Raw genomic sequence first — 16,501 nt, 5'->3', positions numbered from 1 at the left:
ACAGGAGACCGACCATGACCGACGCCGTTACGCTTGAGCAGCAGACCGCCGCCGCGGTCGATCAATTCACCCAGACGTTCGGCCAGCCGCCCACCCACGCCGCCGTTGCCCCCGGCCGTGTCAACCTCATCGGCGAACACACCGACTACAACGACGGCTTCGTGCTGCCGATGGCCATCGAACGCCAGATCCTCCTGCTCGCTCGCCCGCGCGACGACCGCAAGGTCCGCCTCGCCTCCACCGGCGTGCCCGAGCAGGCCGAGCTCAACCTCGACCAGCCACTGGCCCCCGGCGAGCCGAGCTGGGCCAACTACGTCCGCGGCGCGATCGCCGGCTGCATCGAACGCGGCCTCACACCGCCCGGCTTCGATGCCCTCGTCGACTCCACCGTCCCCACCGGCGGCGGTCTGTCCAGCAGCGCCGCGCTGGAAGTCGGCACCGCCACGCTCCTCGAATCGCTCACCGGCCAGCCGCTCGACCCGGTGCAGAAAGCCTTGCTCTGTCAAAAGGCCGAGCACGACTTCGCTGGTATGCCCTGCGGCATCATGGATCAGTTCATCTCCGCGATGGGCATGGCCGACCACGCCCTGTTGATCGACTGTCGATCGTACGAAACCCGTCGTGTCCCGATGCACGACCCCGATGTTGTCGTGCTGATCGTCAATTCCAACGTCAAGCACGAACTGGTCGGCGGCGAGTACGCCCAGCGCCGCGCCCAATGTGAAGCCGCTGCCAGGACGATGAACGTGCCCGCTCTCCGCGATGCGACGTTGGACATGCTCGATGAAGCGTACCCCGATCCGAGCGACGTGGCGTTTCGTCGTGCTCGGCATGTCATCACGGAAAACGCGCGCACGCTTGCCGCCGCCGAGGCGCTCGCCGCCGGCGACTGGGCCGCGATGGGCCAACTCATGCTCGAAAGTCACACCTCCATGCGCGACGACTTCGAGATCAGTTGCAAAGAGCTGGACATCCTCGTCGAGTTGGCGACCCGCCGCATCGCCTCGGGCGAGTTGTACGGCTCGCGCATGACCGGCGGCGGCTTCGGCGGCTGCACCGTCAGCCTCGTCCGCGCCGACGCCGCCGACGCGGTGGGCAAGTTCCTCGCTCACCAGTACGAGCACATCACCGGCATTCACCCCGCGCTGTTCGTCACCCGCCCGGCCGCCGGCGCACGCGTGGTCGAGCTTTGACGCCGACCCGGATCGAACGATTACATCTACATCAACGATGCCGTTTGTAACGATCGGCCATGAATCGCATGTCCCCAATAGCCCTCCGCGGAAGCGGACGGGTTTGGTTCGTTCGGCGCTAACCCTCCGCTTCCGCGGAGGGCTATTCCCCGTGATGCTTGAGTTTGATGTCTGATCCGTAGTTAGTCCCCGCGCCCATGCAGGTGCGCTTCAGCGGCACGGCCGATCGGCCGATGACGTAACCGGGGATCACGCTGACAGAAAGCGGGTTTGTCGTTGATCGTTTGTGATATCAATGATGTAGAACCGGGCGTCACGCTCGCGGGAGCGGTGTTCCACCCGGCAAGGCCGAACCGCGAGCTGCTCGAACCGGGCGTCGAGCTGGACGCCAGGCTGCTGCGTCGGCTCAAGCAATTGGGCGTGCGCGAGCTGTGGGTGCATCACGAGGCGCTGGCCGACCTCGATCGGCTGATCCCGCCCACGCTCGGCCAAGCGCGGCGGGCGGCTTGCGAACAGCTCTATCAAGACTTCAAACAAATGGCGGACATCACCGTCACCAGTGGCCACGTGCAAATCTACCGCCGGGCGGTGATGGACATGGTCTGCGAACTCGCGGGCAACCGCGCGGTCGGCGGGCTGAGCGAACGCCTGATCGGCGGCCCGCCGGGCCTGTTCACACATGCGACCAACGTCGCCTACCTCTCCGTCCTCGTCGGCCTGGAGTTGGAAACCTACGTCGTCGGCCAGCGGCAGCGTCTCACGGCCGACCACGCACGCGACCTGACCAGCCTCGGCATCGGCGCGCTGCTGCATGACATGGGCAAGCTGACGTTGCCGAAGCAGATGCATCATTGGCAGGTGCTCTCCGCCGACGACCACGCCGCCGCGGCGCTCGCTGACGGTTCGGCTGACGAGTGGCTCGACGACCTGCCGGACGACCCACGGGACGCGTATCGCAGCCACACGCTCGCCGGCTATCACCTGCTGCGCGGCTCGCGTGCGCCCGCGCCCGCGACGCAGATCGTGCTCAACCACCATCAGCGTTGGGACGGCAGCGGCTTTCCGGACATGAGCGACGCGACCGAGAGTCGTCGCGAAGGCACGCAGCAGGGTGAGGCGATTCACATTTTCAGCCGTATCGTCGCCGCGGCCGACGTCCTCGACCACCTGATGCACGACGCGTCGGGGAAGACGCGGCCGGCGGTGTCGGCGTTGTCGGCGCTGGCATCGCGACAGTTCGAAGGGTGGTTTGACCCGGTGGTGCGCGACACGTTGTTACGCTGCATTCCGCCGTTCGTCATTGGATCGCAGGTGACGTTGAGCGACGGCCGCGCGGCCGCGGTCGTTCGCCCGAGCGTGGAGCAGCCTTGCCGACCGGCGGTGCGACTGCTCGGCGAGGCCGACCGCGAAGCAGACGGCTGCTACCCGACGCTGGACCTGCGCGAAACGCCCGACGTACACATCGCCACATGCTCCGGCCATGATGTCGCGCAGCACCTGTTCGCGCTCGAAGAGCGTCGCCCGTTGCGCCGCATCGCCGAGGCAGTGTGACTCACTCACCGCCGCGCATGCGAAGCTGTGATTATTCCGTATCCGCTTTGGCTTTGACCACCGGCCGCAGGCGCAGCGTTTCGGTCGCGCGTTGCGTGGGCACGGTGAGCACCGGCCGACCCAGCCGCCAGTCCTGCCGCTCGATCAGCCGTTGGACACCGCGGTTCATCGGTTCGAGCACGTAGACGTTCGAGCCCACGTCCAGCCCGGCTTCAATATGCCGGTGTGATGTGACGGTCACGTCCAGCGGCATCGTCAGATACACCAGCACATGCAGGTCGCGATGGTCGGTGACAATGGCAGCCCCGCTCGGCAGCGTGTCCGGCTCGCTTAGCCAGTCGCGCAAGGTGAACAATGCGCCGTATCGGCCGCCGCCGTGGTGGTCGAGGAACGGCGTCTCGCGTTGCAGCAGCACGAAGTTGCCCATCCGAATCGAGTTCGGCACAAGCCATCCCGCCAGCAGCAGCGCACACAGGCCCACACTCCACCACTGCCTGCGCTGGTCCAGCCAACGCGCCGCGTACCACCAGCCCAGCAGCAGCACGGGCAGGATCGCCAGGTAGTACCGCTCCGTCACGATGAACAAAAGCGTCTGCACGATAAACGCGAGCACCAGCAGCGCGCCCAGCGGGTGTCGGCGAAACAGCGCCAGCCCGAAGCCGATCGCCGTCAGCCCGATCAGCGAACTCGTGTACGGGTCCGGCCGAACACCCGTCACCGCGTGTGCCATGTGCGCCGTCACCAGTCGCGTCACATTCTCCGGCACGGTATCGGTCAACGTTCGGCCGAGGTTCTGCAATCGGCCGGCGATCAGCTGCGTGTCCGCGGCGATGCGCGGCCCGTTGTCGTTGCTCGTGCCATGCGACGTGATCAGCGCCGCAGCCAGTCCGACAATGCACAACACCAGCAGCACGCCCCCGGCCGCCCACACCCGCCGATCGCTTGACCGCAGCGTATGCCACAGCAGCGCCAGCATCACCGCCCCCAGAAACGTGATCGCCACCGTCCGGAACGCCACCATGATCGCCGTCCCGCACAGCAGCAGCGCCAGATCGCCCGGCCGAACCGCCTTGCGCTTGAGCAACTGATCCCACCCCAGCAGGAAGAGCATCACCCCCAGCAGGAACGGCATGTCCGTCATCAGTTGGAAACTGTATTTGAAAAACATCAGCGACAGGGCGAGGAAAGTCGTCAGCAGCACCGCCGTCGGCCGACCGAGGTGCAGCCGAAACCACAAAAACGCCACCCCCAGCGTCGCCAGCCCGATGCCCAGCATCACCGCGTTTGCCAGCGCGAACGGCTCGGGCCCGCCCACAAACATCACTCCCGCCAGCAGATACGCCAGCCCCGGATTCGCCCGCACTTCATCGCCCAGCGGGTGGACGAAGCCTTCGCCCATGTACAAGCTGCGCGCGATCGTAAGATGCAGCCCCGAATCGGGTTGCCCGCGAAACTCGCCTTGGAACGCCAGCCCATAAAACGCCAGCACGAGCACCAGCAGCACCCAACGCCACCGCTCGGCCCCCGCGGTCAGGTAGCCGGTCACGGGGCCCGGCTTGACGGTGGCTGGCTGCGGCTGTGGGGCGGGTTGAGTCTGATCGACCGACGACGAAGGCAAGGCCATAATGCTGGGGTACTCCTCCGCTTCCCGACGGCGGACCGTGAATCGAGCCACTCAATCTAGCAGTGCCCGCGCCTTCGTGCCACTCGCCTCAGACCCACCACTGCATCGCGGCCAACCCCGCCGCCGCCGCGATGCCGCCCGTCACGATACTGCCCACGAGGTTCATCGCCCCCGTCCGCCACGCGCCTTGCTCGAACAGGCGCAGGCTTTCGTAAATCCATGTCGAAAAAGTCGTATACGCACCCAGAAACCCCCCGCCCACCACGATCTGCACCTCAACCGGAACGCTGACAACCAGCGCCAGCCCCACCAGCACACCCAGCCCCAGCGAGCCGGTGACATTCACCAGCCACGTCCCCCATGGCAGGCCGCCGCCGACGTGCTGCGTGATCGCGTAGTCCAGCACATATCGGCAGACCGCGCCCCCGCCGCCCGCCACCGCCACAAGCATCGCCACCGCGATCGTCATGCCCCACCCTCCCGCTCAGCCGAGCCGGGGGCCGCGCGCGACGAGCCTCGCCCCGCAGGCCTCATCCGCCGGGCGAGCAACATGCCCAGCCCCGCCGCCGCCAGCCCCGCCGCCACGCTAGCCGCCGGGTAACCCACCGCCAGCCACAATCGACCGTCATTTGCCAGTAAAGTCCATTCCACACTGAAATTAGAAAATGTCGTAAACGACCCCAACACCCCCGTGCACAGAAATGGCTGCACCGATGACCACCGCGGCCGCCATCGTTCGAGCAGCATCACCAGCACCCACCCGAGCAAAAACGCCCCGACCACGTTCTCCACGAACGTCGTCCACGGAAACTGCCCCGCCGAGTTCGGAAACACCACCACGAACCCCACCCGCAGCACCGCCCCGATCATCCCGCCCGCCGCCACCGCCGCCACATTGCCCATCGGCGGCAGCCACCGCCCGCGCTCGCCCGGCCGGGGCGGGTTCACCTGCATCCGGGCCTCATCAACGGTCGATTGCACGCTCGACATTCCGCGTAGCTTCCGCGACACACGCAAATGACGCAACCACCCTCGGCCACGCTGCCCCGCAGCCCGTCGCGACAGCTTCGGGAAAGCCCGGCAAACTCACGTAAAGTCCCTGATTCTGCCGATGTTTATAACGATACCGCGGCAGGGGTCATGCTTCTCTCCCCCACGTGATCGAGCAGTCGGCTGCTCACCTCACGGCCGAAACGACGAACGTAAAGGCAGGTTCAGCATGGATGGACACACGCGCATCACGCGGGCCGGTCGGCTGCTGGTTCTGTTGACGAGCCTCGTCACCGCTGGCAGCGCCCTCGCCTCGCCGATCGTCGTCACCAACACCCACGACGCCGGCGCAGGCTCGTTCCGCGACGCCATTGCCCAGGCCAACGCCTCCGGCAGCGCCAGCACCATCCAATTCGACGCCAGCCTCGCCGGCCAGACCCTCGCCCTCGACAGCGCCCTGCCCCTGATCGCAAGCGACCTCGTCGTCGAAGGCGGCGCAGGCCTGACCATCTCCGGCCAGGGCCAACACCGCATCTTCTTCGTCGACCAGGGCAACGTCACCATCCACAACCTCAACCTCGTCGACGGCCTCGCCCAGGGCGGCCGCGGCGGCGACGGTGCCAACTCCGGCGCGGGCGGCGGCGGCATGGGTGCCGGCGGCGCACTGTTCGTCAACGAACACGCACACGTCACCCTCTCCAACGTCACACTCACCGACAACCACGCCCGCGGCGGCGACGGCGGCAACGCCTTCGGCGGCGGCGGTGCACCACAAGGCGGTGGCGGCGGCGGCGGACTCGGCGGCGATGGCGGGCCCGGCGGCGGCACGGCTGGCGGCGGCGGTGGCGGACAGGGCGCGGCGGGTGGCAGCGGCGTATCCACCACCGGCGGTGGCGGTGGCGGTGTCACCAACCCCGGCGACAACGGCGGCAGCGGCGGCGGGCCCGGCGGCGACGGCGGCAGCGAAGGGCAGCAAGGCAGCCCCGGCCAAACGCACGGCGGCGGCGGCGGCGGCGGCGGTGACGGCAGCGGCACCAGCGGCGGCGCGGCAGGGCAGGGCGGCGACTTCGGCGGGGGCGGCGGCGGCGGCATCAACCGCAGCGGCGGCGATGGCGGCTTCGGTGCAGGCGGCGGCGGACGCGGCGTCAACTTCAGCGCAGGCCCCTCGCCTGGCACAGGCGGCTTCGGCGGCGGCGATGGCAGCAACTACCAGGTCGGCGGCGGCGGCGGCGATGCCTACGGCGGAGCCATCTTCGTACGCGAAGGCGGCTCGCTCACCATCATCGACCCCAACATCTCCGGCAGCGGCATCACCGCCGGCCAAGGCGGCAGCGGCACGATCTTCAGCGGCAGCGCCGGCACGACCGACGGCGCGGGCCTCTACCTCATGCACAACATCAACGCGCAGATCGGCGTCTCCGAAAACAACGCACTCGTCTTCGCAGAGATGATCTCAGGCCCCGGTGGCATCACCAAGACCGGCCAGGGCACGCTCGTCCTCCCCACCAACTTCACCTACACCGGCGACACACACATCAACGAAGGCGAACTCCACCTCACCGGCTCCATCGCCGGCGACGCCTTCATCTCCAGCGACGCCATCCTCTCCGGCGACGGCATCATCGCCGGCAGCCTCACCAACGCCGGCATCCTCAGCCCCGGCAACTCCATCGGCACGATCACCATCCAGGGCGACTACACCCACGAAGCCGCCGCCACCCTGCGCATCGAATTCAACGACGCAGGCAACACCCCCGGCGTCAACAACGACCTCGTCGACATCACCGGCCACGCCACGCTCGAAGGCGGCAGCGTTCACGTCGTCGCCCAGCCCGGCGACTACACCGCCGGCACGCAGTACACCTTCCTCCACGCCGCCGACGGCCGAACGGGCACGTTCGACAACATCACCCACGAAAACCTCAGCTACCTGTTCACCACCGAACTCAGCTACACCGCCGACAGCGCCCGTTTCGCCATCGTCTTCAACACGCCCGACTACGAATCGCTCGGCCGAAACCGCGGCGAACGCGCCGTCGGCCGATACCTCGAAAGCCGATTCACCACCGCCACCGGCGACATGGTCGACCTCTTCCAGAATCTCGAATCACTCGACGACGCAGGCAAACAAAACGCCATCCAGCAACTCACCGGCGAAACCATCGGCAGCGGCGCAACCGCCACACTGCAAACCCTCGCCCGCGCACAAGAGTCCGCCTTCAACCGCATCCGACCCGGCGCTCACATCGCAAGCGACCTCGACAGCCCCGCATTCAACGCCGAGGTCGGCCAGCCGCTCGCGCTGGCGGGCAGCAACGTTCAGCCGTTCTTCGCAGACCCGATGGCGGGCCAACGCGACCAGCCCGGCCGATGGATGCCCTGGGTCCAGGGCTTTGGTGAGTACGGCGACGTCAGCGGCTCACGCAACGCCACCGCCACCGGCTACGACTACTGGAGCGGCGGCATGATGGTCGGCATCGACCGCGAAGTCGACGACCACTGGCTCGTCGGCGGCCGCGCCGCATACGCACGCACGCGCGTCAACAGCGATCACGATCGACATCGACACGACATCGACCACTACCAGGTCGGCGTGCACGCGCGATACAACGAGCAGGCGTGGTACGGCCTCGGCAGTGCGTTCGCAGGCTATCAACGCTACGACTCGCAGCGCCGCATCCGCTTCGCCGACTACGATCGCCAAGGCAAAGCCAAGTACAACGGCGGCCACCTTGGGCTCGCCTTCGAGGTCGGCCGAAAGTTTCAGCAGGACGCATGGGCCTTCCAACCCATCGCGGGCGTGCAGTATGTCTACCTCCGCCGCGCGGGCTTCAGCGAGTCCGGCGCGGGCTCGGCCAACCTTCAGGTCAACGCCGAGAGCACGCAGTCGCTTCGATCCAGCCTCGGCTTCAACCTGTCGCGCAGCCTCTACCAGCAGCCCGACGCGCACCTCATGCTGCACTTGCGCGGCCGATGGGTCTACGAGTTCCTCGACGACGCCGGCCCCGTGACCGCCCGCTTCGCCGACGCCGTCGACGCGTTCACCGTCGAGTCCGCCACCGTCGACCGCCACACCGCTGTCCTCGGCACGGGCCTCGGCTGGCAACTTAACGAACGCACCAGCCTCGGCGTGCACTACGACGCAACGCTCAACAGCCACTTCGTCAGCCACCACGGGTCGGTGGCGATGAGTTTCGCCTGGTAATCGGACCTTCCTTCAACACAGCTTGCGATCACTTGCTGCTGAGAATGCACAGTCAAGTAAATCGGACCTCTGATATCGCCGATCAAGTGTTCAGTCGACGCACCGCTTGCGCACGCAAGTGGTCGCTTCGACGTTCGGCAAAGGGGAGGTTCAGTTGCGGCGAGCGCGTTTTCAGAGCTTGGGGATTGCAGCCATAGCCGGCACGGCGGTGGCGCTGTCGCTCGTCATTGCCCGATCGCTCAGCCTGGAAATCAACCAATCGTGGGTGACCACCATGTTCGGCGCCGCGGCGGTGAGCATGCTCGTCGGCTTCACACACTACGGCTGGACCCGCACTGATCGTCACAATTGGACCAAACTGCACGACCGGCAGGATCGATTGAACGTCTGCCAACGCGAACTGGCATACAAGGTTCGTTTGCTGGAGATCGAACGGCAACGGCTGGAAACGATCTTCAACGCGCTCGGCGACGCCGTGCTCGTCACCTCCGCGGACGATACGCTCGAGCTGGTCAACGAAGCCGCCGGCCGACTGCTCCGCCTGCCCGACGGCGACACCCTCCCGACCCCGTTGGAGAAGGTTGTCAACGACCCTCGCCTGCTGCAACTGATCCGCGAAACACGCGAAGACACGAACGGGTCGAGCTACCGCCACCTCGAACATCGAATCAACGAGGGCGGCGAATCGATGGTCTTCGACCTCACACTTGCCGGCCTCGAGCTGCCAGGCGACCAGCCCACAGAAAGCGACCGTCGGCCGGGCGGTGTGGTCGCGATCTTGCGCGACGTCACCCAGCAACGCTGCGTCGCCGAGATGCACAGCGACTTCGTCTCCGGCGTCTCGCACGAACTGCGCACACCCTTGTCCAGCATCAAGGCCTACATCGAAATGCTCGTCGACGGCGAAGCGCAGGACGAACCCACGCGGCAGGAGTTCTACGCCATTATCCAGGCCGAAACCAACCGCCTCACCCGCCTGATCGACAACGTGCTGAACATCAGCCAGATCGAATCCGGCCTGGCGAACGTGCAAAGCACGCTCGTCGATGTGCGCGACCTGGTGGATCAGGCCATGAAACTCGTTCGCACGCAGGCGGAAAAAGCCAACGTGCAACTGCAAGCGCCAGACGTTGGCGAGCCTTGCAACGTGATCGCCGACGCGGACATGTTGTTGCAGGTGATGTTGAACCTGCTGGGCAACGCCGTGAAGTACACGCCCAAGGACGGCCGTGTCAGCGTCGCACTTCGTGTCAACCCGAAGGTCGGCGTGGTTGAAGTGTCCGTGTCCGACACGGGCATGGGCATTCCCGAAGCGGATCTGCCGTTTATCTTCGACAAGTTTTATCGCGTGGCGTCGCACCGCCAGTTGATCAAAGGCACGGGCCTGGGTCTGAACCTGGTCAAGCATGTGATCGAAACGGTGCACGGGGGCAAGATTTATGTAGCAAGTCGGCCTGGATCCGGAAGTACGTTCACGTTCCGGCTTTCGTTGGCCGACAAGGAAACAGGGGGGGATCGTGCCTCGCGGCTGGTGGACGGTGTTTGTCCGCTGCCCGCGACTGGCGATGTAGTTCCGTGTTTGTCGGGGGACGCGGCTCGAAAGGACGAGAAGTGATGGCCGACGACCGCTCATTGATTCTGGTGGTGGATGATGAAAGCCATATCGTGCATGTGGTGTCGCTGAAGCTGCAAAACGCAGGCTACCGCGTCATCACCGCCGAGGACGGCGAAGAAGCCCTCGCCCTGGCGCTGGAGCAGCGCCCGGCGTTGGTGATCACCGACTACCAGATGCCGATGCTCAGCGGTCTGGAGCTCTGCCAGCAGCTCAAGCGCGATCCGCGCACGAGCGACACGCCCGCGCTGATGCTGACCGCTCGCGGGTTCAGCATCGGTGAAGACGTGCTCAAGCAGACGAACATCGCCCTCGTCCTCAGCAAGCCGTTCAGCCCGCGCGAAGTGCTTGCGCGGGTGAAGGAACTGCTTGGCAAGCAGACAAACGCGGAGGCTGTACAGGCGCCATGATCATGACGAAACTGTCAATCACTCAAAACTCGGACGCTCGTCGTAAGACCGACTGTCTGCACAGCCGACTGACCACACTGAAGGTCAGCGTTGTACAGATCGAGGTGGACGGCCGGGTGCACGCAATGCGAGGTGCCGGCTGGCTTGAACAGCAGGTCGTCGCATGCCCCGCGTTCACCGCCACCCTGCGCAGTCGCGTGGCGGACCTCGAATCATCCGTCGGCGAAGTCGTCGAGCCGTGGCCCGGCGTGTGGCTGCTGCCGTTGCCAAGCGGTCGCCGACGGCGGTCCGAAGGCCGACGCAACCCTGAACTTGTGCTCGCCGGCCTGATGCTCGGGCCTGACTTCCTTCAGGCCGACCAGTTTCAACTCGTCTGCCAGCACGCGCAACTCGACGCCCAGGTGGTACGCAACCGCGTTCAGCTCGATCAACTGTTCGGCCGAGTCGAGGCGGAACGCCTTGCCCTGACGCTCGACTGGATGCAACGAGACCTCGGCGAACTCGAACGTCGCGATCGCGAACTCGAAGGCATGAGCCAGGAACTTGCCGACTCATACGAAGAGTTGAGCCTGCTCTACAAACTGTCCAGCAGCATGACCGTCAACCAGTCGCCGCGCACCTTCCTGACCGATGCGTGCAGCGATCTGCAACAGGTCGCCGGCTTGCGATGGATGACGCTTCAACTGATCGACCACGAGCCCCGACTCGAATCGTTCGCCGGTGAGCTGTTCCGCGCCGGCCCGCTCAATGCCGACACGAAAACCATTAAAAACATCGGCCGACACCTCATGCGCCGCATGGGCGACCAGATCAACCCCGTCGTCGTCGACGACACAACGTCGCTGAACATCGCCGGCCTTGACAGCCTCTCGCAAAGCCTGCTCATGGTCCCCCTGCATTCCGACGGCCGACTGCTCGGCTTGCTGCTGGGCGGTGACAAACTCGACGGAACGCACCTCGGCAGCATCGACTCGAAGCTTTGCAGCTCATTGGCCAACAGCCTCTCGATCTTCCTCGACAACATGATGCTCTATGACGACATGCAGTCCATGTTCATGGGCACGTTGCATGCACTCACCGCCGCGATCGACGCGAAAGACAGCTATACCCACGGCCACTCCGAGCGCGTCGCCCAGATGAGCCGTGCCCTCGCCCGCGCCGCCGGCCTCGATGAAGCGGCCTGTGAACGCGTCTACGTCGCCGGCCTCGTCCACGACGTGGGCAAGATCGGCGTGCCCGAGTCCGTCCTCTGCAAGCCCGGCCGACTGACTGAAGAGGAGTTTGGCCTGATCAAACGCCATCCGGAAATCGGCGCTCGCATCCTTCAGGACATCCGACAGATGAGCGACCTCATCCCCGGCGTGCTCTACCACCACGAACGATGGGACGGCCGCGGCTACCCCCATGGTCTCAAGGGCGAAGGCATCCCCCTCTTCGGCCGACTCATCGGACTCGCCGACGCCTTCGACGCCATGAGCAGCGACCGCACCTACCGACGCGGCATGGCCATGGACGAAGTGCTCAAAGAAATGCACCGTTGCAGCGGAAGCCAGTTCGACCCCGAGCTGGTCAAGCTGTTCGTCAAGCTCGACTTCGGCCCATACTTCCAGATGATCAAACGACACCAGAACGAGGAAGTTCGCAAGTCCGCCTGACATCAACACCGATTCACCGCCAAGCCGAGCCCTGAGCAGTGCAGCAACGAAGGGCCGGATCGCACGGACCACACGGACCATCAACCATGAAACTCACCTGCGAAGATCAAGAACAGTTCAGCGTGCTTCACCTCAAGGGCGAGTTCGCCGATGACGACGGCGAAAAGCTCCGCCAGGCCGTACGCGAGCGACTCGACGCCGGAACGGTGCACGACATCGTGCTCGACATGGCCGAGTTGCAGTTCATCGACTCGCAAGGCCTCGAAGCCATGCTCTGGGTGCAGGAAAACTGCACGGAAAAACTCGGGCAGTTGCGACTCGCCGCATGCCCGGAAAACATCACCACGATTCTTCAGTTGACCCGCCTGGCCGATCAGTTTGCACGCCACGACGACGTCGAAGCCGCGATCAGGAGCCTCGCCTAATGGATCTGTCATTCCTCTCAACAAGCACAGGCAGCGACCGTGGCGCGATCATTCCGCCGCACGCCATTCGTGTCGGCGATCTGCTGCTTGAAAAAGGCGTCATCAAACAGGACCAGCTCGACAAAGCGCTCGCCGCCCAACGCGAGCGCGGCCACAAGAGACTGCTCGGCGAAACGCTGGTCGAGATGAAAATCGTCAGCGAAGAGCAGGTCATGGAAGTGCTCGCCGAGGCGTACGGCATCCCGTTCGCCCGCATCCATCCACGCATCGCCGACCCCGCGGTCGTCGACCAGCTGCCGCGCGACTTCCTCGAAAAGCAGGGCGTCCTCCCGCTGTTCCTCGTCCGCGACGTGCTCACCGTCGCCGTGCACGAGCCCGCCAACGTGTTCGTCATCGAAGAGATCGAACGACTCACCGGCCATCGCGTGCAACTCGTCGCCGCCACCGCCAAAGACATCCAGCACACGCTGCACCTGTTCCTGCCGCAGGAAAACGTGTTCGTCATCGACCAGCTCGTTGAAGACGTGCAGGAAGATGCGATGAGCCTCGTCGAAAAAGAGGTCACCGACCTCAACGACGCTCAGAACGCCGCCAACGAATCGCCCGTCATCAAACTCGTGAACTACCTGATCTACCAGGCCGTCCACGAAGAAGCCAGCGACATTCACATCGAGCCCGGCGACCAGACGCTGCGCGTCCGCTATCGCGTCGACGGCCGACTGTTCGAAAAAATGACCCCGCCGCACCAGATGCTCCCCGCCATGGTCAGCCGTATCAAAATCATGGCCGGCCTCGATATCTCCGAACGACGCCTGCCCCAGGACGGCGGCATCTGCGTCATGATCGACAAACGCCAGATCGACCTCCGCGTCTCCACCATGCCCGGCCGATTCGGCGAAAAAGTCGTCATCCGCATCATCGACACCCAGAACGCCATGGTCCGTCTCGAACGGCTCGGCTTCCCCGAAGACACACTCGAACGCTACCGCCGCGCCGTCCACCAGCCCAACGGCATCATCCTCGTCACCGGGCCCACTGGCTCGGGTAAATCCACCACGCTTTACGCCACGCTCAACGAAATCAACAGCGACGATATCAACATCTCCACCGTCGAAGACCCCGTGGAGTACAGCCTCGACGGCGTCAACCAGTTCCAGGTCAACGAAAAGGCCGGCTTCACCTTCGCCGGCGCGCTTCGCTCGCTCCTGAGGCAAGACCCGGACGTCGTCATGCTCGGCGAAATCCGCGACCAGGAAACCGCACGCATCGCCACACAGGCCGCCCTCACCGGCCACCTCGTACTCTCCACGTTGCACACCAACGACGCGCCCAGCGCCGTCACACGACTGTTCAACGTCGGCGTCGAACCTTACCTCGTCGCCGCCTCCATCCGCGCCGTCATCGCCCAGCGACTCGTGCGAAAAATCTGCCCCGACTGCAAAGAAGCCGTCACACCCGACAGCCACGTCGCCCACAGCCTCGACCGCCTTGCCGAGCAGGGCGTTGAGATCAAAACGCTCTACCAGGGCCAAGGCTGCCCCAAGTGTCGCCAGACCGGCTACCGCGGCCGCGTCGGCGTGTACGAACTGCTCGTGCCCGACGACAACCTGCTCGACGCCATCAGCCGCGGCGTCAGCCTGCAGGAACTTCGACAGATGGCCACCGACGCTGGCGCTTACCACACCCTCCGCGACGACGGCATCGCCAAGGTCCGCGCCGGCGTCACCACACTCGAAGAACTGTTTACCGCCACCACCGTGTGAGCAATCAACATGACCGAATGATGCTTGCAGATTGCCTGGTCGTGCGAATCAATTAGAAATCAGCAATCACAAATTAGAAATCACCACGCCATGAGCCAGTTCAGCTACAAAGCACGCGACAATCGGGGCGAGATGCTCACCGGCATCCTCCAAGCCACCAGCCTCGAAGAGGCCGGCCGACGGCTGCGCGGCGAAGGCAAGTTCGTCGTTGACCTCAAGCCCGCCCGCGACGGCGCTGCCGCACGCAAACGCGACCCCCGTCGCATCCGCGTCAACCGCGCCGACGTCGCCAGCTTCACCCACCAACTCGCCGTCATGGTCGACACCGGCGTGCCGCTGAGCGAAGCGCTCCAGGCCGCCACCGACCAGACCGCCGACGAAAACTTCCGAGCCGTGCTCGAAGACGTCTGCCAGCAGGTGCAGGCCGGCAACGCGCTCTCCGCCACACTCGCCCGCTACCCGCGCACCTTCCCGCCCGTCATGATCTCGCTGCTGCGCGCCAGCGAAGCGTCCGGCTCGATGGGCCCAATGCTCGAACGACTCGCCAAGCATCTCGAAAAAGAACTCGCCACGCGACGCAAGATCCGCGGCGCCCTCACCTACCCCGGCGTCATGATGGTCATGGTCCTCGGCGTCACCCTCTTCCTGCTCACGTTCGTCATGCCCCGCTTCGTCGGCATCTACGACACGCGCGGCGTCACCCTCCCCTGGGCCACCGCCTTCCTCATGGACGCCAGCCATTCGCTGATGCACTACTGGTACTACTACCTCATCGGCCTCATCGCCGTCACCGTCGGCCTCGTCTCGTTCGGCCAAACCACGCCGGGCCGGTACACCTACGACTGGCTGAAGCTGCACACGCCCGTCATCGGCCCGCTGTTTCACAAGGTCTACCTCGCCCGCGGCTGCCAGACGATGGGCACGCTCATCAACGCCGGCGTCCCCGTGCTCGACATGATCGAGATCACCCGTGAAACCACACGCAACGTCTACTTCGACCGCCTCTGGAAAGACATCGACGACCGCCTCCGCCGCGGCGTTCAGCTCAGCGAAGCCATGATGGACTCGCCCCTGGTCCCGCGCAGCGTGTCGCAGATGATCTTCGCCGGCGAAAAGTCCGGCCGACTCGGCCGCGTTATGGAACGCGTCGCCACCTTCACCGAAGAAGCGTTCGACGAACAGATCGCCCAAAGCACCCGCTACATCGAGCCCGCCATGATCATCGTCATGGGTGCCATCATCGGCTTCGTCGCGATCGCCATGCTCCTGCCAATCTTCCAGCTCTCAAGCGTCGTCGCGGGGTGAGAATGTTCATGAGCGTGCCACTGGTGGCTTGCCCACCAGAGCGATAAACGTCGACGGACCATTGGTGGGCAAGCCACCAGTGGCACCCGGCATCCGGCCTTACGAGTTAGACATCAAATTCGGCGACAAACCGATAAGCCTTCGACGTAGGACTTGGCCCACCTGCCTTTCGTCCGAAGAAATACCATTCGTCGCCCCAATCGATTTCCAAGTGATGCAACTCATCAAAATATGCATCGTCGGTGGAGCCTTCGGGCGCGTCATAGATGTAATTCATCAGGTCTGCATGCTGCATAAGTGTGAGTGCAATACGACGTACCACATTGGGATCTACTGGAACATCGCGATAGCGTGCCCACGAAGCTTTTGCCAAGTGTCGGGTAACGCTATATACCCAGGTTCGAGCACACTCGAAATCTTGAATATAGTCACTAAAAGGTTCATATGCCCAACCATCAGGCACTTCGAGGCCGTATGTTTTTGCCTTTTCGCGAAGCTCCCGCGTTTCTTCGCTCGTGATCAACTCGCTTATCCGATCCATACCAATGTTCTCATCAAAGCTTATCCCGAGGCGGGTCGCGTAGGCCTTCTGTGCATCGGTCGCAGGCCGTTCCGGTAACTTCTTCACGCTCTCCACAACCGTGCCGTCGTCTCCTGCACGGTGAATTGCGTGTTCTTCATCGGTCGCCGAATATCGCCGTTTGCGAAGCCTGCCGGTTTCCCGTCCATAGCCAATCACTTCGAATTCAGGCATGAGTCGCCCCCTTA

13 protein-coding genes are annotated in these 16,501 nt (G+C 64.6%); 9 read left to right on the top strand and 4 right to left on the bottom strand.

The genetic code is table 11. The annotated features are described in order from the left end of the window. Nucleotides 1-14 precede the first annotated feature (14 nt). Together galK and ACERK3_01160 are read left to right on the top strand one after the other, a co-directional pair. Nucleotides 15-1,193 (top strand): galactokinase, encoded by a 1,179-nt coding sequence (gene galK / locus ACERK3_01165; protein MFA9476892.1) that lies wholly within the window; start codon nucleotides 15-17, stop codon nucleotides 1,191-1,193. A gap of 270 nt (nucleotides 1,194-1,463) precedes the next feature. Further along, a complete protein-coding gene (locus ACERK3_01160) occupies nucleotides 1,464-2,744 on the top strand; it encodes an HD-GYP domain-containing protein (GenBank protein ID MFA9476891.1) in 1,281 nt (426 codons plus the stop codon). 31 nt (nucleotides 2,745-2,775) lie between these two features. Here ACERK3_01160 and ACERK3_01155 read toward each other — a convergent pair whose 3' ends face one another. Genes ACERK3_01155 through ACERK3_01145 form a run of 3 tightly spaced genes read right to left on the bottom strand, consistent with a single transcriptional unit; the run spans nucleotide 2,776 to nucleotide 5,358 of the window. After that, nucleotides 2,776-4,419 (bottom strand): ArnT family glycosyltransferase, encoded by a 1,644-nt coding sequence (locus tag ACERK3_01155; protein ID MFA9476890.1) that lies wholly within the window; start codon nucleotides 4,417-4,419, stop codon nucleotides 2,776-2,778. Nucleotides 4,420-4,456: 37 nt separating this feature from the next. Then, on the bottom strand, nucleotides 4,457-4,837 hold the full coding sequence (locus tag ACERK3_01150) for a CrcB family protein (GenBank protein ID MFA9476889.1): 381 nt from the start codon (nucleotides 4,835-4,837) through the stop codon (nucleotides 4,457-4,459). Continuing rightward, nucleotides 4,834-5,358, bottom strand: coding sequence for a CrcB family protein (locus ACERK3_01145; GenBank protein MFA9476888.1), 525 nt, complete (start codon nucleotides 5,356-5,358; stop codon nucleotides 4,834-4,836). The genes ACERK3_01150 and ACERK3_01145 overlap by 4 nt, the downstream gene beginning before the upstream one ends. A 229-nt stretch (nucleotides 5,359-5,587) precedes the next feature. Between ACERK3_01145 and ACERK3_01140 the strand changes: the two genes are divergently transcribed. The 7 genes from ACERK3_01140 to ACERK3_01110 all read left to right on the top strand — a co-directional run bounded on the left by ACERK3_01140 (nucleotide 5,588) and on the right by ACERK3_01110 (nucleotide 15,733). Continuing rightward, a complete protein-coding gene (locus tag ACERK3_01140) occupies nucleotides 5,588-8,563 on the top strand; it encodes an autotransporter domain-containing protein (protein ID MFA9476887.1) in 2,976 nt (991 codons plus the stop codon). Between the two features lie 106 nt (nucleotides 8,564-8,669). Next, the gene (locus tag ACERK3_01135; protein ID MFA9476886.1) at nucleotides 8,670-10,178 is read left to right on the top strand and encodes a sensor histidine kinase; all 1,509 of its coding nucleotides are present in this window, start codon (nucleotides 8,670-8,672) and stop codon (nucleotides 10,176-10,178) included. Next, entirely contained in the window at nucleotides 10,178-10,585 is a 408-nt protein-coding gene (locus ACERK3_01130; protein MFA9476885.1) for a response regulator, read from the top strand. The genes ACERK3_01135 and ACERK3_01130 overlap by 1 nt, the downstream gene beginning before the upstream one ends. A gap of 2 nt (nucleotides 10,586-10,587) precedes the next feature. Continuing rightward, nucleotides 10,588-12,240, top strand: coding sequence for an HD-GYP domain-containing protein (locus tag ACERK3_01125; GenBank protein ID MFA9476884.1), 1,653 nt, complete (start codon nucleotides 10,588-10,590; stop codon nucleotides 12,238-12,240). An 86-nt stretch (nucleotides 12,241-12,326) separates the two neighbouring features. Then, nucleotides 12,327-12,665 (top strand): STAS domain-containing protein, encoded by a 339-nt coding sequence (locus tag ACERK3_01120; protein ID MFA9476883.1) that lies wholly within the window; start codon nucleotides 12,327-12,329, stop codon nucleotides 12,663-12,665. Beyond that, nucleotides 12,665-14,428, top strand: coding sequence for a GspE/PulE family protein (locus ACERK3_01115; GenBank protein ID MFA9476882.1), 1,764 nt, complete (start codon nucleotides 12,665-12,667; stop codon nucleotides 14,426-14,428). The genes ACERK3_01120 and ACERK3_01115 overlap by 1 nt, the downstream gene beginning before the upstream one ends. A gap of 90 nt (nucleotides 14,429-14,518) precedes the next feature. Beyond that, on the top strand, nucleotides 14,519-15,733 hold the full coding sequence (locus ACERK3_01110) for a type II secretion system F family protein (protein MFA9476881.1): 1,215 nt from the start codon (nucleotides 14,519-14,521) through the stop codon (nucleotides 15,731-15,733). 106 nt (nucleotides 15,734-15,839) lie between these two features. On the opposite strand, the gene ACERK3_01105 is transcribed toward ACERK3_01110, so the two are convergent. Continuing rightward, nucleotides 15,840-16,487, bottom strand: a complete 648-nt coding sequence (locus ACERK3_01105; protein ID MFA9476880.1) for a hypothetical protein — start codon at nucleotides 16,485-16,487, stop codon at nucleotides 15,840-15,842. Nucleotides 16,488-16,501: the final 14 nt, after the last annotated feature.

The organism is Phycisphaerales bacterium AB-hyl4 (genome assembly GCA_041821185.1).
Taxonomy (GTDB): domain Bacteria; phylum Planctomycetota; class Phycisphaerae; order Phycisphaerales; family Phycisphaeraceae; genus Natronomicrosphaera; species Natronomicrosphaera hydrolytica.
This window is presented reverse-complemented; position numbering and strand designations above follow the sequence as displayed.